The organism is Rhizobium sp. 1399 (assembly GCF_031455475.1).
GTDB lineage: Bacteria > Pseudomonadota > Alphaproteobacteria > Rhizobiales > Rhizobiaceae > Rhizobium.
This window is the reverse complement of the sequence record NZ_JAVDSU010000006.1, coordinates 324491-346425: the sequence shown is the minus strand read 5'-3', so window position 1 is coordinate 346425 and position 21935 is coordinate 324491. Positions and strand designations below refer to the sequence as shown.

Genomic DNA, 21935 nt, shown 5'->3' with positions numbered 1-21935 from the left:
CACTTGGTGATGGGAAATCCATGAATGACGATAGGGTTCCAGAAGTGGTCCGCTTTTGCATGGCGTGATCAGCCGCTGGGACTTGAGTTGCAAGGACGTTTATTCATGGAACATCTCGTCTTCGCACTGCGTTACCTCCTCCCATTCCACGGCTTGCTGCCGACATTTGAGGCTTCGATGGCAAAAACAAAATCGCAAAAGCAGCTTGAGACCGCTCCTCTAATCCATGGCGCAGCGGAACTGTCGTCTGTGACCGTTGACGATTACAGCAGCAAACTACGTGGCAGGAATGGCTTTCTTGGCGATGACGCGAACAAAGCGACATTCATCTCGAAGCTCGAGGAGCTGAGAAAGGTCCAGCGGACGCACGGAATGGATCCGTTGAAAGACATGCCAGCTGACAAACTTTCGAAGAAAAAGATCGATGCCCTGCTGGTGGGCGAAGATGTGGAGGCGGTCGCCGTTGTGATGGGAGCGATCGAAGGTTTCGCTCACGATTTTGCTGGGGTAATCGAGAAATTTGTTCAAGACAGCGTATGGTCTAAGACCGAGCGCATTGTCATCGGCGGAGGGTTCAGACAGGGGCGTGTGGGAGAGCTCACAATTGCCCGGACACAAATTTTGCTGAACGCGTTGGGGATGGACATCAAGCTGCTGCCCACGATTCATCACGCTGATGAGGCCGGCTTGATTGGGGCGGTCTATCTCATGCCCGACTGGATGCTCAATGGCCATGAAGCGATCTTGGCGGTTGACATCGGCGGTACCAACGTCAGGGCGGGCATTGTCGAATTCGGCAAGGGGAAGAAGCGAAACCTTGATGAGACGCGTGTCACCGATTCTATACTCTGGCGCCATGCCGACGACGAACCGAGCCGCACTGCAACGATTTCCAGGCTTGCCGCCATGCTTGGGGAACTTGTCGAAAAGGCAAAGGCCGCTCGTCTTAGGCTTGCCCCCCTCATCGGTATCGGATGCCCAGGTGTCATTGAAGCCGATGGCTCAATCACACGTGGCGGACAAAATCTGCCGGGCGGAAACTGGGAAAGCGACCATTTTAACCTTCCGCGCGAGCTGAAAAAGGCCATCCCAAATATCGGTGGCGATGACATTTTCATCATTATGCATAATGACGCAGTGGTGCAGGGGCTTTCGCAGATGCCGCAGGTGAGGGACGTTTCGAGCTGGGCGGCGCTGACGATCGGCACTGGTCTCGGCAATGCACATTTCACGAACCGAACGGTCAAAAAGAAATAGGGTGGCCGAGAAGATCCCTCCGGACGTTACACGGAATTTCTCTCACTTCCGACATATTTTCGCTCGCCTGGGGGTGACGCGAGCATTCCGGCCATATGCAATGCTTGTCACCTGATACCATCAAGTTTTCCGTAAGTCATAGTCGATCGCGCCATATCGTCAGCGACAATCTTCTCTCAACGTGCCGTCCCGCGCTTCAGCGCGCCACTCGCGCGTACCGGGCTTCGGGCAGACCGGCGTCGAACGCCGGTCGACAGCAATGCTGCCGGTGGCGACATCAAGCGGGATGGAAACCCCGCCCTGGTCATAGTCCTGGCGATAACGATCAGTGCCAGGAGGCATGCCGCCAAACCGGCCACTGGAATCCATGTCGCCGAGAGCCTGCGATAAAGCGGGAACGCTAAGTCCGAGAAGAATGATCGATGTCGTTGCTGCAATGAACCTGCGCATGACCATGTCCTTTAAGATTGTTCAGAAGGAATGGACCGGGCTGTCTTTAGTTCCCCGCACCATTGATATAAGGCCAACCTAAGGCGCCGGCACAACGTTCGTTTAAGACCTGCCATTGGAGCACGCCGTTGGACTGCAAGCATCAATTTGTTGCGCAAAGGTCCGCGCCGACACGGCACGGGCTAACGCTCCAAATGGTTTGCAAACAGCGGAGCGAGTTCCTTTTCGTCGCAGAGGAGTTGGAGCTCGCTCTTGCCGAGTTCGATTTGGTTCCAGCGTATGCGATAGCCGCGGTGTCTGCGGCGCAGGCGGAAAAGACCTAAGAGCTCTGTGCCGATTGGCGATGCAGATATTCTCTCCATGGCTGCGTACAGGCCGACATGGAATTCGGTGATTATAAGATCTGGCCCGTCTTGTTGCGCCCATACCTCTTCAATATGGCCAATTGTTTTGCCTGCCCTCGATAAGACGGCTCGCCCCACCAACAATTCGAGATTAATCTCAACCAATTTATGCTCCGGGAATTTTGTTTACCACATGGTCTCTCAACCAATCTTGCCAAGCAAATATGGTGGTGTCGCTCACCACCACGTCCACCTCGATGTCAACCCCAATGCGGCGCACGGCCGTCCACGCGACGCGATGGGGTCGGGAGTGTCGGTCTCCACCGAGTTGGGACGCGACCCACGTCATCCATTGCTGTGGCTGTCGGCCAAGCCGCCGGGCCATTACGATAGCGCCGACCTCTATCGCGATGACCCGTGGCGGGCCGTCGCGCCGAAGTTCGGCGACGATGCCGTCAACCTTGCCCATCTGTACGCCATTTCGATCGACCAGTTGCTTATCGAGAACATCACGCAGCAGATCCATCACGTACCTCCAAATAACTCGAGCGGGATCGTCACAATCGCCAAGATAGAACCCAGCAGGATGATCAAGACGACGGCCGAATTGGATACGGTTCCGTTGCCATGTTTTCCGACATATCGCTCATCATTCATCAGGAATAGAAAAGGGACGACAGTTAGCGGGAGGGTTGCTGCGGTCAATGCCATGGACAGGATCGTCAGCTTTAGCGGAGCGAAGCCTAAAATGATCGGAATGGCCGCTAACAAAAGTGCCAGCGTATAAGCGGCGCTAAAACCCGGGTCTTCACTTGGTTTGCGGTCTTCGCCCCAGTTCCAACCCAGTCCTTGAGCAATCAGGTAGGCTTGCTGCAACCCGAGTTCCAGGATTGCGCCGAAACAGGCGATCCCTAGGGAAGCAACAAACAACCAGTATCCCGAGCGACCAAATACAGGGACGAGCATGGTCGGCAACTGGTGATAATCCGTGACTTGATCAACCCCATTCCGAGCGAGCACAAGAGCGGCCACGATCAACACTGCGATTGATATCGTGCCACCGAAACTCATGCCCAGCCCCGCGATTGCACGATTAGTTCCAAGATAGGTTTCATCCCACGCATCCTCGACCGCGCCAGAAGAATAGAACAAGAATAGGTATGGCGATATCGATGCGCCGAGAATGCTCACGGCCGTAAACCAGTAGCTGGCATGGTCGTGCTGCGGCATACTTGGCAAAGCACCGAGGGCGAGCAACTTCACATTAGGTTTAAGCAATACCGCCGCAATGACGAAACAAAAGGTCACCAATCCGAGGATGGAAACGCCTTTCTCGATGAAGCCGAAAGTGCCCTTCCAGAGTAATAACCAGGCTAGAAAGGCAACTGCCGGTGCCCACCACTGAAAGGTAATACCTGTCGCAAGCTCGAGAGCAATGGCACCTCCTCCTATTTCAGCGGCAAGAACCATCAGATTGAGCAACAGCGTGGAGAGAAAAGGCAGCAAGAAAAATGTCAAACCGAACCGCTCTCGGATGCCGTCCGAAATCGTGTGGCCACTTACCGCGGCGAAACGGCCAGCCATTTCGACAAGGAAAATGATGCAGATAGTGCCGAGCACGATCGCCCAGATGAGTTGAAAGCCAAATGCTGATCCCGCTTGGGCGGCCGTCGCCAGCGATCCGATTTCAAGAAAACCGCCAACGCTTGTGACAATTCCAAGCGATATTTCCAATATTTTTTTCATGTGGATCGTCGCATACCTGACGTTAGGTTGAGACGCTCTATCGCATCACTTAGCTTGGTTGCCGTTTGCACGGTGTCGTGATCTCCAAGCGCGACCTGGTTTTGCGCTTGTGCGAGAAGATCGATGATCTCGCTTAGCGACCTGCTCACCAATTCGCGTTGCGTCCTGTCGGCGTGGCGAAGCGCTTCGATTTTAGAGGCTGCATTTTGGACATTGCGCCGCGTCGACCGCAGGGTCTGCTGTACAAAAGGCGCCGGGAGTTGGTTCATGCGCCAGCCATTAAGCGCCATGCGCGCCGAATTCGAGCATGACGAAACAATTCTGGAGTGCTCTTTTATCTGATCCGCGTCGGAAGAGGAGCAACCTGCCGCGACCAAGCAAAGAACGCTTACGCTGATTTTCACTAAATTCGGACTGTTCATGTCAGTTCGGTTGAGCGGTTGCCTCCGCCATAAAACGCGGGTGCAGTCAGCAGGTTCCGGAGCACCGAAGCCGTCCGGAAATCTTTCTGAAGTCGAAAAGCACCGATCCAATGGGGTCGTTGATAAGGTCGATGGGAAGTGCAGCTCATGAAGGTAAGCGCATGGCGAGGCGTCTGCGACCTGAGTGCCTTGCCATTTTCCAATGCGCAGCCTCCTCCTTTGATTTCGGACTTTGGTCCGAGGCACACCCGGACTGAGGTCGCATCCTGGGAACAGCAAAGCATTTCCGTCGTTGGTTGGGCAGCGGTCGGGAAGGCCGCGTCGAACAAAAGGAAAATCAGATGTTTGCCAAGCTTATTCTAGGCACGGCCGCCGCCGCCGCCCTGATGTCGGGCATAGCGTTTGCCCAGTCTTCAACGGTTAACGGCGCTGCAGGCGGCGCAGTCACTGGCGCCATCGTGGGCGGCCCGGTTGGCGCGGCCGTTGGTGGCGTTGCCGGCGCCATCGTCGGTACGGCGATCGATCCGCCGCCGGAAAAGGTCGTTACTTATGTTCGTGAAGCGCCTGCGCCGTCGACCCGCGTCGTGGTAAAGGAGAAGGTGGTCGTCGGTCAGCCGCTCCCCGAAACCGTCGTTGTGACGCCCGTTCCGGAAAATCCGAAATACTCGTATGCGATCGTGAACGACGAGCGCGTCATCGTCGAACCGTCGTCGCGAAAGGTGATTCAGGTCATCAACTGACGGGGTTAAGACGCCGCCTTTTACGGCGTCAGCTCTTGGAGAAATGAAGGCGGCCGCACCCATATGCCGCCACAACGGTGCGGCCTCAAAGAAGAGAAGTCATCACTTTCATTATTGCTTCATAAGATGGCCAGATGGTGATGGTGGATCCGAACGAATACCCGATCGTCTATGTTATCACGGCCGGATCGGTCGGTTGTCGATGGAGTGATGCATGGTCTACGAAGAACCAAGGACCAGCCGTCTTGCCTTGCCAATCATCGCCATTCTGCTGGCGATGGTCGGGATTGTCCTGCTTCTGATGTCGAACGCCGGGAGCCATCGGCAGGCCAGGGTTTTTGTGCAGGTCCAACAGCCGGAGGCCGTCAGCAAATCGCGGATTTCTGGCCCTTGATCCGAGTGAAGATGGAGCTCCATCCTTCCCCGGGCCCTATCTCACCGTGGGATCCGACCAGCCTTGGTAAATTGTCATGACGATTAAAGAATCAGATCGAAAATTGTTTGACCGGGTTTGGGCTCTTGGCGCCAAAGCAGTGAAAGACAATCGTATATCTGCGCTCAGAAACGTGACCCTTAGCACGCCTACCTTGGAAGAGTACCAGAATAGCCACGGCAAACGGATGGCGGATCTAATCAAGGTCGTCCAACTTGGGATCCTGGAACTCCGCGCCAGCGGCGAAGTAATCGAAGCTGATGAGGCTCAGCCAAGCCCACGACGGGGGACGAGCCGCACCTGAAATCTCCTCGATTCGGCTTCCCCAAACGTCAGTTTGGATAGACTTTCCTGCGGGCCCTTCTCGTAGGGATATTTGCCACGATCGCTCGTCGGGTATATCTATCCGATAGCTCGCATAGTGACTCCTCCATGCTTAAGGCGCCTGCCTTGCGCTCATTGAAAACAGCACCGTGAAGCGATTGCTTCCTGTAGGCGCCTGGAGGGAACAACTCGGCCGATGATCGGTTTCGTGTGCAACAAGGCGATATCTTAGCTGAGGCAGCGGAAATTCGCGGTCACGCGCAGTGCTTGAACGCCCGTTTTCGGTTGAAGATCGAGAAAGCTCAAACGTCTTGGACACTTGGCGCTGCCGCAAGTCGCCAGCCGCTACCCGTATCATCCTGAGCCCCGCACAACAGGAGTTATCGTGTCTCTTAAAGCCCTTGCCTTGAACGGCACCCTCAAGTCCTCCGATTCCTCTGAGGCGTCCTCCACCGGCAAATTGCTCGAGCTCATCACCGAAGAATTCAAGAAGCATGGCGTCGAAACCAAAACCATCCGGCTTGCTGATCACAACGTCAAGCCAGGCGTGACGTCTGATGAGGGCGAAGGCGACGCTTGGCCGAATATTCGCAAGATGGTGCTTGACGCCGATATCCTTCTTGTCGGAACGCCAATTTGGCTCGGGCAGCCAGGAAGTGTTTGCAAACGGGCACTGGAGCGGATGGACGCGTTTTTGGAAGAGACCGATGAACAGGGCCGCATGGTCTCGTATGGCAAGGTCGCCGCGGTTGCGGTGGTAGGAAACGAAGACGGGGCTCACCACGTTTCGGGGGAGGTCTTCCAGGCCCTTAACGACGTCGGTTTTACAATCCCTGCTAACGCCGTCGCCTATTGGGTCGGTGAGGCCATGGGATCGACGAACTTCGTTGATCTGAAAAAGACCCCGAAGGCGGTTCAGACGATGATTTCCACGCTTGCCCGAAATACCGCCCATCTCGCCAGGCTTCTGAAGCATGCTCAATATCCAGGGGAAGAGCGATAGTATAATGATGATGGCAGCCGGCACGGCTGACAAGGACCCGCTCGAGGCGAGGATCGGGGGCGGTGCGATCCTCGTCGGCAAGGCGAGCATCCGCGGGACGGCCACGGCTGCAAGCCTTTTTGGCGACAGGCCCGATTGGAACGGCAGACGGTCTCGGAGCATATGAGACTGCGATCGTGCTTTCGACCGCCACGTTCGCGACGTTACGCGTGATGACGACCATCAAGGTCGAAGGAAAGGATGGCGACGCCGACGTTGTCGCGTCGGGGATCAGAGAGGGTGATGATGGATGAAGGCCTGGGAGAGATTTCGCGCAACTTGCTGCATGGCCGGCCGTGACTCCGCACCCGCTGCCGCAGCGGGCCGAAACCGACATGACGGAGTGCGCACCTGGGCAGGAACTTGATGGTGCCTCCGACGTTTTGGAACGATGAGGAGGATTTCAAATGTCAGTTCCAAACGAACCCATCGTGCCGCCGGCGCCCGTACCGCCAGTCGATAGCCCGCCACAGGATCCCGATCGCGTTCCCGACGACCAACCACTGCCCGAACCCGACGATCAACCCGGCCCGATGATGCAAGAAGCCAGAAACGACGCGACAGGGGACATGTCTCGGCATTCGCCTCCGGCGAACTAGTAGAAGGTCTGCATTTGAAGCCTTATCTGTCGACTGGGACCATGTCCGCGACCATAGATGCGGCGGCTCCGCTCTTTGGTTTGCTCATTCCGCGGCTTGGCGTAGGGAATCATCCACGGAAAATTCCGCGACGGCCAGGATCTCGAACTCGCTTGGCATGAAATGCTGGTCTGATCCTATGACGGCCAATGTCCAATAATCCGGATCGTCGCCGAATATGGTGGAGACTTGCACGACGGTAACGTTCCCGTCAAAATGTTTCGGGGACCTCGCCCAGTAAAGGGCGCCCGGCACTAGAGACGTATTTGACATGTACGTTACTCCAACTCGATTCCGCTACCATAACAGAAGCCTCGAATATGAACATGCCTCAGTTCGAGTTCGATGCGGTCGCGTTCTCGAAACGACGGGCGGCGTTCCACAAATTGATGGCGGCTGGATGCGGATCATCGCCAGAAGCACCTCGTGTACAGCACGACATCGAGCGAATCCCTGAGCCTTTTCGACGAGAAATTGCATGTCCGCTTGCGGAATGACACTGTCTCTAGCCGGATGTCCGGCCAGACCGTGCTTTTCCAGGGGGCAAGCACCAGTTGCCAGGTCGTTCAGACCACCCAAATCGTCCTTGGAGCGTCTCCATCGCGTTCAGAAGTGTCTTGTGCCGGCGTGCTCCGCGCGTGTCAGCGAAGAGCGAGCGGGAGAACTCCGCGGCATACCTGAATTTCTTGGCGTCCTTGCGAAACTTCGTGCCGATGGTCGCCGTCAATCGTCGAAGCGCCTTTCCGTCCTTTTTCAGCCGTTTGCGTTTCTTCTCCAGCACCCGTGCCGCGAAATTTTGCGCACGCGGGAGTGCCGACGCAAGGAGCCGGCTGTTTGCAAGATGGTCGGTGCGGGCCTCGCCCAGCACCGCAGCCAGCCAGCGCAGTTCGCCGTTGAGACGCACCGGTTCGTCGCCCGAGACGATCGGCTTGAAGAGGGAGAACGCCGAGCGCAGACGCCGCAGGGCCACCCGAACCTGGTGCAGGGCTTCAGGCCTGCGCTTTTCAAGGAGCGCATCTTCGTTCAGACGGAAATGCCGGAGGCAGGAGCTTGCAATTGCCTGGAAGGCAGCAACGGCCGTCATGTCGCGGCCAAGATGAAGGCTAAGCCGGTTTCTGCGCTTCGATGAGAACGAAGCCTCTTTCAGCCTTTGAGCGGACGCCTAACCTGAATGCGGCAACCGCGTCGATCCTGCGCGCAAAGACGAAGAGATCGCTTGGATCACCGTCCTTCAGTTCCAGCTCGGCTTCGCGGATCGACGAACTTCGATCGCCGGAATTCGCCTCGCCGGCATCGATGACGACCTCGATCCGGGAACCGTTCTCCTCGACGTTCCACAATTGCCGCTCGACCGATAAGTCGAATACGGGCTCGAGGCTCAGGTCGCAGCCGAATTGTCCAATCATCGGGCTCGTGTGATCGAGGACGGGCTCTTCTCCCTGGACGGTCGTCTCCCACTCCGAACGGGCAAATAGCGATCTGCCGGGACCGCTGGCCTTCACCGTCTGGGTCCGCACCGTCCCTATCTGCCGGATGCGCAGCGTGTATCCGTTCCGCCATAGGGTGCGATCGACCGTATCGAAGTAAGTGGACGTTTGTTTTAAAACCTTATCAGGTTTCCCAAGAAGATCGGAACCAAGAATGGTGTTCGCGGCTTCCGTTGATAGATCGAGCTTGATTTCGATTTCCGACGACAAGATGAACTCCGGCTTGGAGGGCGGTCCTCAACGCTGTGCATGCTGTCATAGTGCGATGATACAGCGATTTCATGAAGCAATATCGAAACTCGACAACATCCATGCTTGCCAAGGACCTCAAATCATCACGCTCCGGTAATACCGGCTGCGACGTGCAGCAGGCAGGCGCCATCTGTTACCGTCGCAACGAAAGTGGCCGCCTACGGGTCCTTCTGGTCGGAAGCCTGAGGAACGGCCGATGGGGCATCCCAAAAGGGCATCTCGATCCGGGCGAAACCAGCTCTGTCGCTGCTTTGCGGGAAGCGTTCGAAGAGGCTGGCGTCGCGGGAGAGGTCGATCCGGAAGTATTCGGGTCATTTTCCTATCAGAAGGAAAGCACGCCTCATCGTTACCATGTCGGTGTCCCTCTTGTCGAAGTGTCAGGGATCGCCACGGACTTCCCCGAAAAGACGATCCGAAAACAGAAATGGTTTCCCATAGAAGTCGCAATCCGCGGCGTTGCGCAATCGGGATTGCGGGCACTCTTGAAACGTCTGCGTTGAACTGCCGGGTCTCGAGAAGCGTTATCGCGAGATGCAAGGCGAAATTTCGGCAATCTCGGGCAATGCAAACGAACCGGACGACGCCAAGCCCGGAGCGAACGTCAACTTTCCGTTCGACCGGATGACCGTCGAACAGTTTCGTCGCAGGTTCCCCCGCGCACGGTGGAGCGATATTCGCCAGGCATGGTTCATTCCCGGCCGGACTGCGTCCCGCAGGTTCGGAAAGTGGCTGGCTGAACGGGAGGCGGAAATCGACGCCCACGCCGATGCGAAGGGGAGGGACGCCTTCGATTTCGATCCGATCGACAGCAGCTATTTGGAGCTTGGCAAGGCAGGCTTCCGGATCAAAACGCCATACTCGAAAACAGTGGTCGAGACGCTTCACGAGGTTCCGTTCTCGCGATGGGACGGTGATCTGAAGATCTGGCATGTCCCCTACCGGTCCTTCGAGGAACTGCGCCAACGCTGGCCACAGATCGAAGCGGCAGCTCGCCGCAACGAGCCGGAGGAACGGCGCCGTCGTGCCGCAGAACGAAAGGGTAGCGAAGAGCAAATGTTATCGAGGCGCCGCTCGATTGAACGCAAGCGGCGACGCTATCCACTTATGAGCGGCCATCTGCCGCCTATCGGTCGCGTTGTTGCGACCTCCTATGGTCTCGTCGTCTTCACCGACATCACGGGCGAACTCGTCGAGCCTCAGGCGGTTGCGGAATTCTATCCAGATGTCACGGAAGACCATGTATGGGGACTGTGGCGGACGCCCACTTTGGACGAGCTCGTACGCACTTGGCCATCGAAGACGGCGCGGCCGGAAGGCGCGCAGTGGTGGACACCGACGATCGATGAGCTTCGGCCAGCAAGGAGAGCGGCTCGGTCGAAGGAGGCAAATGCAATCCGGAGCCAGAGCAGCAGCTAGTTCTTCGCTCCTGCTCGATCGCCCCGATTGCGCGACCAATCAAACGGAACCATGCCGGAGAAAAGTCGTTCTAGGCATGCGAGGACGTGCTCGCCACGTCCTCAAGCCTGCGGACCCCAGCATTGGAAGCCACCACGCAAATGACGCGCAAACAGAAGCGGCGCCACAAGCAGCCCCTGTGGCTTGCGGCACCCAGAATACGTGTTGCGACGAAGGACAGGGCGTCCGCAGGCAGCTATGACGTCTTGATTGTCGGCGCCGGTATTTCCGGCGCCTTGATGGCGCAGGCCTCGCCGGCAAAGGCCTGAGGGTCCTCATGGTCGATCGCCGGGATCCCGTTCGTGGAGGCAGCGCCGCCAGTACCGCGATGATCCAGCATGAGCAGGCGATCCCATCCGTCCCTTTGCCGTAGGGATCTTCAACGAGATCCGGGCGCTGTTGAAGCCGGACGTCGGGGTGACCAGGCTCAGACGTGTGATTGCAGTCTATGTCCGCTTGAAGCCTTACTACTTCGCAAGCGCCCAGCCTGACTCCATGCGCCACGATCTTGCCGGCGCGCCGGTCGAACCGGTTTCCGCGGCTGACAGGCTGGAGGCGCAACGGCGCTTTCTGGAAATGAAGCGGACCCGCATGCAGCCCGAAGTGCAGGCTGCGGTGTCGCATGTGGCTGGTGCTCCCGAACCGACAAAGAACAACCTGATCCGTGCCGCGCTTCTCAAACGGCGGTCGTTGGCCACAAAGTAAGGGTCGGTTCCGGCGCCGTGGCAGACCGTCTCCAATCCGGGCCGCCCCGTCGTGAGACCGTCCAAAGACGTTGAACTGAATGCGTCCTGAAAGGAGTCGCAAAGTTTCGCCACGCAAACCGGTCCCGCGTCTCAAATCGGATGATCCTGACCGCGTCTGAAATCCAGAGGGCCGAAACACAACGGGCGCTCGACCTGATTTAGGGAGCGCCCGCGTGTTGCGACTGACAGCAAAAGCCGAATCGGCAGGCCATCAACATGATGTGTGAACTACTACCCCTCTGCTTCAATGACAACTGCCGTTTTTGCAATACCGCTATGCAGCCTTCTCTTCGGCCGAGGCTGTCAACAATAGAGGGCTCTCGGCACGTTAACGCTATTTTAACTATGTGAAATACAACCACGGCATCCTGGGTGTATGAATCCATTCTCAATGGAACGGGTGAAGGCATGACGACGAATAGATATTCGGCCTTTGCGCCGATTGGCCTCAATTTCCAAAACAACAAGCCGCGAACGATCATCCGTAGTCTCACCGATGCCGCGCGCGTTCTCATCCAGGATTGGCCGCTCGACGATGGTGAGGAATACGTCATTGCGGTCAAGGCTTGCGCTGATGCCCTCGTTGGGAAGACCAGCCCAGAGGAGCTTCGGCAAGCGCTTCTGCGGGCCGCGAACGAGGCCGGCATTTCCGCCCTTTCGCTTGTCCAGGAGGGGACTTTGCGAGATGAGCGCATCGAGCCACACCGGTCGTTGCGCGGCCAGTGAAGCCGCAATCTAATATCTTTACGGCACCCGCGTTGATGCAGTGGTTGAGATTTCCAGGCGATCGGGGTCGCTATTCACGTAGCCGTGGCGTGTTCCACAAACCGCCCCGCCGTCGGCGAAGATCTCGACGATACCGAAGTCATGAAACAGACGAAGGTTTTTCGCCTCGCCGAGCTCCGCAACATAGTGGATTGAACCGTCGGACTCGTCATGGCCAAATTGGCCTACTAGCTGAGTTCCACGAGCCGAGACCACTTGCGGCCAGGTGCCTAACCAATGGTTGCCGCGAAACTCCTTCGCCGGAGGTGGCGGCGACAATGGGATATGACCGCCGCCCAAAGTTGGCTCATATAGCGACTGTCTCGTCAAGGTCAGAGCGCCAGTTCGCTTACCAATTTGCTTTGCCGCACGCCGCCACGTCTCAAGCCGGGCACGTTTCGTCGACGCGACCCAGAACGTGCATTCTCTCAAGGCGATCGCGACCTGCATGAATTGCATGAAATACGTATTTTAGGTACTTCAATGGAGGATGCGATGAAGCAATTTTCTTTTTCCGACATGAACCGTGCCTCAGGCGAAATCCTCGAAGCCGCTCTGGTCGAACCCGTCACCCTGACCAAGCGGGGCAAGGAGAAGCTGGTGATCCTGACGGCTGAACAATATCGCAAACTGGTCGGCCACTCCCACACGGTCGCCTATGGTCTCGACGATGCACCGGACGCCATCCATCACGAGCTGATGAGCGGTCTCGACGAGATCCTGGACGATAGCCATGTTTGACAAAGGACAGGTCGTCCGGTTTCACTATCTGTGGAACCGGCAGGCACTGGAGGGTGAGGAAACGGGACGCAAGGCGCGTCCGGTCTGCGTGGTGGTTCGCACGGCGGCCAATCCGGGCGTCGGTCTTCCTGTTTCCGATTACCTCGCAGAGGCCGCGGGACGAGCGCCTCTTCCTGTCGATCAGTCAGATCGAGTGCCGCCGCGCCGGTCCCGATTTCCCCTGCTGGATTGTCCTTGACGAGTATAATCGCGTCGAACTCGACAAGGCGCTCGACTTCGAGTCGACGAGGCCGCTAGGAAGTTTCAGCCTGGCATTTCTGAAGAAGATAGCCCTCGCCGTCAAGGATGCTGCAGCGGCGCGCAGGCTGACGGGCGTCTCGCGCTCCTAAGATCGTCACCAATCGATTGCTAGCGACTCTATCGTGGGTGGTTTCGGCAAAAAATGTCCTCACTGCCGTTGGCCTGCCGGTCGTTCGGCGGTCTAAGATTACGACTGACCCTTTACCCGCGCGAGGCGGACAAGATCATCTGCCGTCTCGACCAGGAACGTCGGAGAAGCGACCTCCAGCGGCTCACGCCGGGCGCTGAGGTCGGCGGGGCCCCCGCGCATTTCATGCTGATGGGCTCGGAGCACCAAAAGCATGTTTGCAGGGAAGGCGCCGACGACTGCGAACGGATCGGCGATATGCAGAGCTGTGTCGACGCCTGCCGCCGCTGTGCCGAGAGCTGTCGCAAGATGGCGGGGTGATCTGGGAAGGGGCTCCGACCTCTTCCTGCCCAGATGAGAACGGATATCCGGTGAAGCTACGGATATCCGTAACAAGTGACAGGGGGCGGATTCGGAACGCAGCCTTTATGAGACAGACCACCTAACAGGTTCGGACTGCTTTTCATCATGGGCGAGCCGCCATATCGGGATCCCAGCTCGCCACCCGCTATCGATCTTGCCTTTTCGTTCAACGTTACATATACTATGTTGAACACAGGAGAAACCTATGGTTACCCAGTCCCATACTGCTGCGGAGGCCGAAGCAAAGGTCGCGTTGAACCGCAACAGGCTCGTGCTCGAGCAAGCGAAAGCCATCGGTCTCCTCGGCACGGCAAAGAATACCCGCTTGTCGGGACGAGTCCCCTCGGAGTTGGTCGAGGCGGCCAAGAAGCGCGCCCATGTTACCTCCGACACCGAGTTGCTGGAATTGGCACTTTCCCGGCTGGCTCTTGAAGATGACTTTGGCGTGCGTCTGGTGGGCCGCAAGGGCACCATCCCGACGGATGTCGATCTTGGGATTTGATCTCTCCGAAACCCTCCGATCGCTAAAGCCCGGAAAGCACGTGGGAACGCTCGAACGGAGGCCCGACGAAGCTCATTCATGGGCCGCTGACGAGCCTCAAATTGGAGGGCCTCTGTTCCTGGACACCAGCGTCTATCTGGATGTGCTTCAAGGCCGCTCGCCGTTGGAGGTCGATACACTATTGACGTATCGCCTGTGCCACCACTCCGCGGTGTGTCTATCCGAGCTGACCCATGCCTTCGGACGGCTGAATCCAAATCATCCCTCCACAAAGGCGGCCCTCGAAACGATCGCGGCGACCGTAGAAGACATTCCGGAACACCGGCTTCATGCCCCGGATGCAACCACCTGGGGACAGGCCGGCGTGCTGGCGGGGCTCCTCTTTCGCATGAGCAACCTGCCAAAGGGCGAGGGACATGAGCGCCGCTTCGTCAATGATGCCCTCATTTTCCTACAGGCACGGCAGCTGGGTGCGAGCGTATTGACTGCTAACGTCCGGGACTTTGATTTCCTTTCTCAACTCATACCGAGCGCTCGGGTTATTCTGTATCGAGCGCCGCCGGAGCAGCCCTCACCATGAGTGCCGAACTCTCTCCGTCTGCGGCTATTCGGCCGGACTGGAATAGCTTGATTGTGTGCCCGCTATACAATCAACGACGGTCGCCCGATCCAGCCTCGTCCTCGCAATCGCGTGTGCTTGTACAGCTCTTCCACGTCCTGACGATACATCCGAAAGCAGTTACTCGATGCGTTGGTCCCGATCGCCGAGGGAGATCATTGGTGCCGTGGATACGCAGTAGCCTGTCTGCGAGATAGATCGCCCGGGTTCCGAGCGGATTGTTCGGCCCGGGCCTCATCGCGGTGGGAAGCTTGGGGTTCTTCTGACGCATGCTTGCGGTGGGGCGCCATTCGGGATGCGCTTTCTTTGACACCACCCGTGTAGACCCGACCGGCTGAACGTGTGTTGCGCCAAAGTTCCCAGGCAGCAACCGCGTCCGAGCTGGAACGTACCTCGTAGTAGAGATTCGCAATCTTCTCACGCCATTCCCACAATTGCTGAACCTCGTTCAAATCACCCACTCCTGTCGGTACTCACGCCGCTCGTTGATCTGAACACTAGCTCAACTACCTCGGCGCGGCTACGAATTTGCCTTGTCTACTCGATCGTTTGCGATGGCACATTCATGTGCCATCTAGACCAGGACCAGACTACAGCTGAAAGGCTTCAGCAAGCTGCAACTTATTCCGTTTGCTGTAGTCGACAAAGAGCGATCACCTTACTGAAGAAACGTGGTCCGGTGCTACTTTCCTTGTTTCCGCGAAACGTTCCTAGAAATCCGGTCTTCGGTCCGCCTTTACAGAACTGTAAACGGGCGCATGGTGTCGCCCTGGACTATCGCTAAGTTATTGATTTCCGGCATTGAGAGCTAGAAATCGGCTATACGATCTGCCTTAACTGCTGCTTACTTTCGCCCTAGAAGGTAGGCACAAAAAAAGCCGGTCTCAATAGACCGGCCGGAAAATGCTTGTGAGAACGTCAGTTACCCGCGCGACTGGCTTTACGAGCTTGTTTTGCCCGTGCCGCTCCAGTTAGTCCGAGCGCCTTTATCGGAGCGATGAGATCACTTATCGCGCTCGGATGAAAAACGGTCCGGTGCAAGCTACATTTTGTCGGGGCGATCAATGCCCGTTCGATCATGAATGTCCGCAATATGTGGGGACCTATCTCATTTTCCTTTGCAGCCGAGCTGAGGGAGTGAAGTCGCCGACGCTGCCGAACGGAACCGAGGAAATTGTCGCCTGGCCCGATTGGGAGGTTTTCGATAGCAACTCTCTGCATCAGCTTTAAGATGCGATCGTATCCGGGTAGGTTAGCGCGAAGCGACATTTCATCCGCCAATTCGCCGAAGATTGCATGAGCTCCCATGGCCGATCTTGAGCGGTAAAAGCCTTTGACCAGACCGGCCAGGAAAGCCTTCACCGGTCTTTGGCCTCCTGCTGCGATTTCGAAACCCCGTTGCGCGCAGGCAGACTGCTCCAGGACATCCAGCTTGTCAAAGCTAACCTCTATTCCGTGCCGTTCAACCGCACCGACAATGTCGATGAAATGCGCCGCCGCCTGAACCGGATATTTGTTTAGCCACAACGCCTCTGTGGGGCGGCCCATAAACCGGTCGATGAGGTATGACTGAGCAGGGGTCGCCTGCGCTGGGTTGGTGCGATCAATGTAATCAAACCACTCCGTATTATCCGCGCGAATTCCGCCGATCGCGTCGCCATACATTCCCAACCCGCCTGGAACCGCCGTCACTAGAGTCGATTGATGGATTGGACAAACCCGCGAAAATCGGGGCAGCCATGAAATCCGCATGTATGCACGACTTCCCTGTCGCCCGACGCCTGATCTTTCGTCCTCGATGAGGCAATGGGGGCAGAACTTCGACTTAGTCGTAACGACATGGTCTCTCGTGAACAAGTGATCGCGGAGATAACGAAGTTTCGGCCCTAAAATTCTGATAGAGACTTCTCGGGCGTCCGCTTCCTGGAGACTCACAAGACGCGTGAAAATCCCAACGTGAACGTCCGAACCTCTGAGGAGTTCAATGAAGCTGAACCCCAGACAACTAGAGAACTCCCGAGCCGAATATGCCCCGTGAAGCGCAGCAAGACGGCTGCAATAACTACCAAGCGTTTCCTCGTCCTGGCGCGGGACCGTGAGATGCAGTTTGCTCATGCTCGCCTCGTTGCACTGCGGGACTTCGATGCTGTCGATCTGGCAACGATGTAATTGAGGTCTCCGTCGCGGCGGAGTGCGGTAAATGGGTCCAGGTCCCGCCAGTGATCTGCCTCGAAGATGTTCTCGTCGTCCTTGCATCCAGAAAATGACCGGTAAGCGTTCGCGAAATGCGTCAGTGTGAGCTGCTCTTCGTCCCCTTCGATCGCGAACTCCAAGGCCTTTCGTACGATTTGAATGATCGAACCGATTTGACCGTCGCATGCGTGGGCCAATCTCTTTTCGAAATCATCGCCCAGGTCCTTAGCCAAGGTCATTCCCGCGTGATCGACCACCACTTTTTCTAGGATCGTGACAACGGTCCCCACTTCCGCGTCTGCCGAAATTCTTTCAAACGGCACCACGAGACGACGGTTGAAAAGCTGCTTTCGTTCAAGAAACTCTGCCAGTGGCGGAACGCCAACGAGAACGAGCCGTAAAGACCAGTCCTGCATTTGAACCAGATTTTTGAAGGCATTGGCGATTTTCACAATTTCGATCCGATTAGCGGTCTCGATGGCGTCCTGTGCCTCATCGATGACGACGAATCTGATGCGGTGACGTTTCAGTTCTGTTTGGAACAATTGCCAAATTTTATTCTCAGCGATGTTTGCCCGTACCGGCACGCCAAGCGCAGTCAGCCCGGCGAACGCTAGTCGCTGTGGGGTCGAGGGAGAGGGAGCCTTGAACCAGAGTACGGGGTTTACCAGCACTTGATCGTGATCCACGTAGGGGCGCATCTCAGGAATACGGTGGCAGTGTTCGATCAGAGCCCGCGTCTTCCCAGCTCCGCTCTCGCCGCAGATGGCAACGATCCGCCGCTTATCCGGAATGTCCAGCTGGTCGTAGTCGTTGGGGGGAATGCTATCGACCATCGACCTAAGGGTATCTCGAAGCAGGCGGTCGCGTGAGAACCCGACATAGTGTTTATCGAGTCGTGCGATCCTGGCGCGCTTCGCATCGCTAACCTGGCTTGTTGTAAATCCCGCGCCGACGTGCGGCTTCTCAATTGCAGGCATCATCGTGTGTCCTCGAATTGGTATGGAGCAGGGGGGACGCCCGGGCAAGTCCAGGCGTCTGTTTCCGATACGGCTCGGGCGCTAGGCGTCGAAGTCGGGGTCGATAAGGGATTGAACTACCGGCGTACGCTCAGGTGCAGCCGGGATCGGTACGGCTTCGGCCTCATCCGCGGTATCCCCGAAAGCACCAAATACATCGTCCGGAACGGCGACACCGCCCAGCCCGATCAATTCGAGATAGTTCGCGCTGGGCCTCCATTCCGCAGCCATGTCGATTTCAGCCACGGGACCGCGATTTGTGACCTTAAACTGTCTTCCCAGGCGCTCCTCGAAGCGTTCGTAGTCCTCCTCAGTGAACCCCGGCTGCGGAAGTGCGGCGAGGAGTCGCGCGAGCTTGCCAGCGTTTCGCAGATCGGCGATCGCTTTTTGGAGCGTCTCGCGCGACAGTTCCGCTTGCTGATCGGCCAGCTGACTATACTGGTCTTTGATCGCGGCCCACTCGAACGCAGTCATTCCCTCGAATTCCTCGAACTTGGCCGAGGCGGTGTACCAGCGCGTTCCGTCGAAGAAGGACGCTGCCCCCAAATTGTATCGGTCGACCCGCGCAAGCACCTTGTTGGTCACGTTGCGGCGGACGTGTTGTAGTGCGTTCGACTGGTAGGGAACTCCATTCCAGGTAAAGCCGGAGGCCGTAATGGAGGCTTCGAAGGACGAACCGAAAATCGCGCGCCTACGATGGCCTGTGGGAGAGGGGAGCACGCCGTAGCGGTTTTTCAGGCGTTTCCACGCTTCACGTGGCGTTTCCCCGCCATTGTGCTTTGTGTTGTGGTAGACGTCGACAATGAATCGGAGAAGTAGCGCTCGAGCCTGCTCGAACACGATACTTGCCTCCTTCTCCGCATCGACGAGCCCCTTTTCCGAAACTGAACCCCAGGTCCTCCCAGAAAAATACTCGAAAGCCTGGACAGAGGATGTCCGGAAAAACCTCTCGATTGTCCCGCGGGCAGATGCGGCTCCGGTCGGAGGCAAGAAGAGGATTGCACCAAGGTCATTGACCGTCCAACGGAATTCGTCGCTGACATACCAAGAAGCGGAGTCCGTAGCGACTAGTTCAAACGTGCCGTGCATGTCCCATGGGCTGAAACAGCCCAACTCCTTGGCAATGGCCGTCTTGTCCATCGTGGCCACCTCAAGAGCGGCGATCGACGTTTTTACGGAGGGAGGTTTCCGATGGACTTCGGCTGCAACCATGGACTTCGAGGCGACGTCGATAATTCCGGTCACGTAAAGCCGCATTCGCGGAACAGCCGCCCGCTCCTTCTTAGACATGGTTTGCCAAACGCCAGCCAACGCAAGCACGGTTTGCAGGTCAGTAACCCATTCATCCATCTCGGTACGCTCGAGCGGGCGAATCTGTTCAAGACCTTGCTGATGGATCGAATATTCCAACTTACCCGCGTCGACACCAGACCGCGCTGCTGCCACGAAAGCCGGCGGCAGCTTCTTGATCCTCCTTCTGAACGTCTTGATGTCTGGGGGCGGCCGACGGTCAGGTTTCGGGCGATCGTTATTTAGCATCTCGATCCCATCGCACATTTCCTGATGGATCGTTTTGCTCTTAGCGCGATCTGTTGTGGCCCACTTGTGTACATATTTTTGAACGAGGCCTTCCAGTTCCGGGCCGAGGCGCGTCGTACCCGCATTGTTTCCGTAATCATCGACCAGGGAGACAAGCTGTCCCGATCGCCGGTATTTGGCGAGCCAGTCACGAACCGTTCTAGGGCTCGGATCAAACGTGTCCCTCGTCATCTTCTTCCGGCTCTTCCAGGTCTTCTTCTTCTTCCCTTCAGGCAACGGCGTTCTGAGTCCCTTGATCAAACCCGGAAGCAACAACCCCATGGATTCATCCGTTAGCTTTAGGTCACCCTTGCGGTAGAGTTTCAGTACGGCGTCGCAGAGCTCCTTCTTGAGCAGCAGAATTGATTTCTGCTCTGCCGAAAGCTTTGTAGTCATCGCTTCATCGCGCAGTCCGGCCCTTGCTCCGCTCCCGGAGTACTTGCCCGGGTAGTGAATGATCGGGTCGCGTTTGTCCTCGAACGCCTCTGCCATCTGTTGCTTTGTAAGTCCGATTTGAAGTCCGTCGGAGACACGTGCGATGACATAGCCGTCAGGCAAAGTTTCAACGAAGCTGAAGTCGCGACCTCGAAAGAGGAAGCCATCTCCCGGTGCAAAGCGGTATTATGATACCTCCACTGAGGCGGGAAACATGAATGCATGGGTGTTCATGATACTGTCCTTATTGTTGCTGGTTGGTGGTGAGTTATTGATGGCGATCAGGAGGGAATGCTTCTCCTCGAACATCGCCATGGGGCAGCGGCGAACCGCCGTCTAATGAATGCTGCCCAGCGTAAAGCGCTGTGCGTCGAGCCCATTTGTTTTTGGGCGGTTACCTGGAGTTATATTGCCATGGCCGCGCTCCTTTCTGCCGTCCGAACGGCTTCACGCATCCGGAGGGGCTCGAGACGAAGTGAGGGATACGACTGGTTGGCCTTCTGCCCGCCACATCCACTCTGCAGGCCAGGCCGCGTAGGAGCGGGCTGGCCAGAGTGCAGTGCGGCCCTATCAACGAACACGAACGGAGCGTCGCAAAGCCTCCGGTCAGGGCGTACCATTTTGAGAACGCCATCATAGAGCAGGCACCAAATCGCGGTTTCACCGGCAGCGACAGAAGGCAGGCGAAGTGTCATTTCGTACGCGTTGAAAGACCCGTGAATGTCGCGGATAATGGCTCGCAACGTCTCGCAATCGTCCTCCTTCCGCGCCTTGCGAGCCCTGATGATACTCTGGTTGTTCCAGGCCCGGTCGTTTGTGAGGTGGGCGTCGGTCAAAATGATGAGGTCGTCAGCGACGCCGGACAGCTGTGGCCGAATGTGTTTTACGATTTTATCAAGTCCGGCTGGGTCGACCCTGTCTTCGGATTTTACCGCGATCGCAAGACTAAGGCCTGAGTCAAACTCGATCAGGAAATCGATTCGGTGGCTGCGCAATTCCCCGTTCTCGTCCGCGTATTCATACGTCGAGTGCTGATCAACGATGCTGGTAACCCGACGGTTTGCCATAAAATGCATCGCGCATTTGAGTTCCAAGAAGCTGGCATTGCCAACCTGGGTATTGGTCCCGATGTCTGGAATGAAGGCACGCGCGGCGAACTTGTTGCGTTTGGGAGGCATATGAGTACCCGGTGCTTTCATAACCGGGGGCACCCATGTCTCGACCTCCTCCGTGCGGCCGGCATTCGAGACCTTGACAATTTCGAACCTCCCTGACGGCACTTGATCTCCCGTCAGTTCGACATTGAGCTGGGGATCGTAGAAGGCCTGCCAGGCCAAGCCTTGATCCATATCCTTCTTGAAACGGAGCACCTTTCGGACGTCCATTGAGCTATCCTCGACTTTTTTGACAAATGAGAGCGTTCCCCGGGCGAGCCGGAGAGCACGGATCAGATGTTTCAGTGTGAATGCCCCTATTAGGCTAGAGCGACGCCGCTATCGGGGATATCGACCAAGGGCTGGGAATCGCTTTCGATCGCATGCGGATTTCGCCCGCAAATCGCCCGAACTCAGACGCCAAGTCGCCATCTGTCATCATTCCACCGCGGGGCGATCCATCGTCGCTGCGAGGGTGCGGGCGCAACTGATCAAGCTGGCGGAAGATGCGTTCGATTTCGGGTTTGATCGCCGGAACACCGACGGGTGGCGAAAGCCATTTACAGGTGGTGGATAATTTACGAGATTCGGATGAGATAATGAACAAGTCTAGGCCTCCGGAAACGGTGGTGGATTTTCCGAGGTGCCGCGATGACCAAGGCGCGGCAAAGACGCCAGGCCTATTGGTTGCTCGCGGCAGCCGTGTGCGTTATCGCTATGTTCACTATCGTGTGCATGAGAACTTCTCGTTCCATATTGGCACGCGAGTGCTTACAGTAGCGATCGGTGTTTGCCGACGGCAA

At 57.0% G+C, this 21935-nt stretch carries 28 protein-coding genes and 4 pseudogenes; 16 read left to right on the top strand and 16 right to left on the bottom strand.

Annotated elements, in window-relative coordinates; translation table 11 throughout:
• The first annotated feature begins 177 nt into the window (after positions 1-177).
• A complete protein-coding gene (locus J2X71_RS21195; protein WP_310384742.1) occupies positions 178-1257 on the top strand; it encodes an ROK family protein in 1080 nt (359 codons plus the stop codon).
• A gap of 159 nt (positions 1258-1416) precedes the next feature.
• Here J2X71_RS21195 and J2X71_RS21190 read toward each other — a convergent pair whose 3' ends face one another.
• From J2X71_RS21190 to J2X71_RS21170, 5 genes are all read right to left on the bottom strand, one after another.
• Positions 1417-1707, bottom strand: coding sequence for a hypothetical protein (locus tag J2X71_RS21190; RefSeq protein ID WP_113321425.1), 291 nt, complete (start codon positions 1705-1707; stop codon positions 1417-1419).
• Between the two features lie 182 nt (positions 1708-1889).
• The gene (locus J2X71_RS21185) at positions 1890-2216 is read right to left on the bottom strand and encodes a hypothetical protein (RefSeq protein WP_310384619.1); all 327 of its coding nucleotides are present in this window, start codon (positions 2214-2216) and stop codon (positions 1890-1892) included.
• 1 nt (position 2217) lies between these two features.
• A complete protein-coding gene (locus tag J2X71_RS21180; RefSeq protein ID WP_310384618.1) occupies positions 2218-2577 on the bottom strand; it encodes a hypothetical protein in 360 nt (119 codons plus the stop codon).
• Entirely contained in the window at positions 2577-3797 is a 1221-nt protein-coding gene (locus tag J2X71_RS21175; protein ID WP_310384616.1) for an Nramp family divalent metal transporter, read from the bottom strand. Before J2X71_RS21175 ends, J2X71_RS21180 begins: the two co-directional genes overlap by 1 nt.
• Positions 3794-4219: a hypothetical protein gene (locus J2X71_RS21170; RefSeq protein ID WP_025668367.1), complete on the bottom strand. Its 426-nt coding sequence runs from the start codon at positions 4217-4219 to the stop codon at positions 3794-3796. Before J2X71_RS21170 ends, J2X71_RS21175 begins: the two co-directional genes overlap by 4 nt.
• 341 nt (positions 4220-4560) lie before the next feature.
• Between J2X71_RS21170 and J2X71_RS21165 the strand changes: the two genes are divergently transcribed.
• The 5 genes from J2X71_RS21165 to J2X71_RS21145 all read left to right on the top strand — a co-directional run bounded on the left by J2X71_RS21165 (position 4561) and on the right by J2X71_RS21145 (position 6885).
• Positions 4561-4959: a DUF1236 domain-containing protein gene (locus tag J2X71_RS21165; protein WP_025668368.1), complete on the top strand. Its 399-nt coding sequence runs from the start codon at positions 4561-4563 to the stop codon at positions 4957-4959.
• Between the two features lie 214 nt (positions 4960-5173).
• Complete coding sequence (locus J2X71_RS21160; protein ID WP_310384612.1) at positions 5174-5353, top strand: hypothetical protein; 180 nt, start codon at positions 5174-5176, stop codon at positions 5351-5353.
• 76 nt (positions 5354-5429) lie between these two features.
• Positions 5430-5696, top strand: coding sequence for a hypothetical protein (locus tag J2X71_RS21155; protein WP_310384610.1), 267 nt, complete (start codon positions 5430-5432; stop codon positions 5694-5696).
• Between the two features lie 405 nt (positions 5697-6101).
• Positions 6102-6719 (top strand): flavodoxin family protein, encoded by a 618-nt coding sequence (locus tag J2X71_RS21150; RefSeq protein ID WP_113321398.1) that lies wholly within the window; start codon positions 6102-6104, stop codon positions 6717-6719.
• A gap of 4 nt (positions 6720-6723) precedes the next feature.
• Entirely contained in the window at positions 6724-6885 is a 162-nt protein-coding gene (locus J2X71_RS21145; RefSeq protein WP_310384608.1) for a hypothetical protein, read from the top strand.
• 556 nt (positions 6886-7441) lie between these two features.
• Here the strand turns inward: J2X71_RS21145 and J2X71_RS21135 are convergent.
• The 3 genes from J2X71_RS21135 to J2X71_RS21125 all read right to left on the bottom strand — a co-directional run bounded on the left by J2X71_RS21135 (position 7442) and on the right by J2X71_RS21125 (position 9093).
• A complete protein-coding gene (locus J2X71_RS21135) occupies positions 7442-7669 on the bottom strand; it encodes a hypothetical protein (protein ID WP_310384605.1) in 228 nt (75 codons plus the stop codon).
• Between the two features lie 232 nt (positions 7670-7901).
• On the bottom strand, positions 7902-8480 hold the full coding sequence (locus J2X71_RS21130; RefSeq protein ID WP_310384602.1) for a CHAD domain-containing protein: 579 nt from the start codon (positions 8478-8480) through the stop codon (positions 7902-7904).
• Between the two features lie 19 nt (positions 8481-8499).
• Positions 8500-9093, bottom strand: coding sequence for a CYTH domain-containing protein (locus J2X71_RS21125; RefSeq protein WP_310384601.1), 594 nt, complete (start codon positions 9091-9093; stop codon positions 8500-8502).
• Between the two features lie 71 nt (positions 9094-9164).
• Between J2X71_RS21125 and J2X71_RS21120 the strand changes: the two genes are divergently transcribed.
• The 5 genes and pseudogenes from J2X71_RS21120 to J2X71_RS21100 all read left to right on the top strand — a co-directional run bounded on the left by J2X71_RS21120 (position 9165) and on the right by J2X71_RS21100 (position 12062).
• On the top strand, positions 9165-9635 hold the full coding sequence (locus J2X71_RS21120) for an NUDIX hydrolase (RefSeq protein ID WP_310384599.1): 471 nt from the start codon (positions 9165-9167) through the stop codon (positions 9633-9635).
• A 31-nt stretch (positions 9636-9666) separates the two neighbouring features.
• Positions 9667-10551 carry a hypothetical protein gene (locus J2X71_RS21115; RefSeq protein ID WP_310384597.1) on the top strand — a complete coding sequence of 295 codons (885 nt, stop codon included), beginning with the start codon at positions 9667-9669 and terminating at the stop codon, positions 10549-10551.
• 140 nt (positions 10552-10691) lie between these two features.
• The gene (locus J2X71_RS21110) at positions 10692-10859 is read left to right on the top strand and encodes a hypothetical protein (protein ID WP_310384596.1); all 168 of its coding nucleotides are present in this window, start codon (positions 10692-10694) and stop codon (positions 10857-10859) included.
• Positions 10860-10932: 73 nt separating this feature from the next.
• Positions 10933-11295: pseudogene (locus J2X71_RS21105) on the top strand (ProQ/FINO family protein); the annotation flags it as partial.
• Between the two features lie 449 nt (positions 11296-11744).
• The gene (locus J2X71_RS21100) at positions 11745-12062 is read left to right on the top strand and encodes a DUF982 domain-containing protein (RefSeq protein ID WP_310384592.1); all 318 of its coding nucleotides are present in this window, start codon (positions 11745-11747) and stop codon (positions 12060-12062) included.
• Positions 12063-12080: 18 nt separating this feature from the next.
• Here the strand turns inward: J2X71_RS21100 and J2X71_RS21095 are convergent.
• Positions 12081-12269, bottom strand: a pseudogene (locus tag J2X71_RS21095) (GH32 C-terminal domain-containing protein); the annotation flags it as partial.
• Between the two features lie 327 nt (positions 12270-12596).
• On the opposite strand from J2X71_RS21095, the gene J2X71_RS21090 reads away from it, so the two are divergent.
• The 5 genes from J2X71_RS21090 (at position 12597) to J2X71_RS21070 (ending at position 14714) form a co-directional block, all read left to right on the top strand.
• On the top strand, positions 12597-12842 hold the full coding sequence (locus J2X71_RS21090; protein ID WP_310384590.1) for a type II toxin-antitoxin system prevent-host-death family antitoxin: 246 nt from the start codon (positions 12597-12599) through the stop codon (positions 12840-12842).
• A 53-nt stretch (positions 12843-12895) separates the two neighbouring features.
• A complete protein-coding gene (locus tag J2X71_RS21085) occupies positions 12896-13231 on the top strand; it encodes a hypothetical protein (RefSeq protein WP_310384588.1) in 336 nt (111 codons plus the stop codon).
• 53 nt (positions 13232-13284) lie between these two features.
• Complete coding sequence (locus J2X71_RS21080; protein ID WP_310384586.1) at positions 13285-13590, top strand: hypothetical protein; 306 nt, start codon at positions 13285-13287, stop codon at positions 13588-13590.
• A 247-nt stretch (positions 13591-13837) separates the two neighbouring features.
• Positions 13838-14134, top strand: coding sequence for a hypothetical protein (locus J2X71_RS21075; RefSeq protein WP_310384584.1), 297 nt, complete (start codon positions 13838-13840; stop codon positions 14132-14134).
• Complete coding sequence (locus J2X71_RS21070) at positions 14124-14714, top strand: hypothetical protein (RefSeq protein ID WP_310384582.1); 591 nt, start codon at positions 14124-14126, stop codon at positions 14712-14714. Before J2X71_RS21075 ends, J2X71_RS21070 begins: the two co-directional genes overlap by 11 nt.
• 62 nt (positions 14715-14776) lie before the next feature.
• Here the strand turns inward: J2X71_RS21070 and J2X71_RS21065 are convergent.
• The 7 genes and pseudogenes from J2X71_RS21065 to J2X71_RS21040 form a co-directional block, all read right to left on the bottom strand.
• A pseudogene (locus J2X71_RS21065) lies at positions 14777-15081 on the bottom strand (L,D-transpeptidase); the annotation flags it as partial.
• Positions 15082-15671: 590 nt separating this feature from the next.
• Positions 15672-16418 (bottom strand): hypothetical protein, encoded by a 747-nt coding sequence (locus J2X71_RS21060; RefSeq protein ID WP_310384581.1) that lies wholly within the window; start codon positions 16416-16418, stop codon positions 15672-15674.
• Between the two features lie 42 nt (positions 16419-16460).
• A pseudogene (locus tag J2X71_RS38145) lies at positions 16461-16868 on the bottom strand (TniQ family protein); the annotation flags it as partial.
• Positions 16865-17929 (bottom strand): ATP-binding protein, encoded by a 1065-nt coding sequence (locus tag J2X71_RS21055; RefSeq protein ID WP_310384579.1) that lies wholly within the window; start codon positions 17927-17929, stop codon positions 16865-16867. The gene J2X71_RS21055 and the pseudogene J2X71_RS38145, both read right to left, overlap by 4 nt.
• 78 nt (positions 17930-18007) lie before the next feature.
• Entirely contained in the window at positions 18008-20035 is a 2028-nt protein-coding gene (locus J2X71_RS21050) for a hypothetical protein (protein WP_310384577.1), read from the bottom strand.
• 347 nt (positions 20036-20382) lie between these two features.
• A complete protein-coding gene (locus tag J2X71_RS21045; protein ID WP_310384575.1) occupies positions 20383-21363 on the bottom strand; it encodes a hypothetical protein in 981 nt (326 codons plus the stop codon).
• Positions 21364-21457: 94 nt separating this feature from the next.
• Entirely contained in the window at positions 21458-21739 is a 282-nt protein-coding gene (locus J2X71_RS21040; protein WP_310384572.1) for a hypothetical protein, read from the bottom strand.
• Positions 21740-21935: the final 196 nt, after the last annotated feature.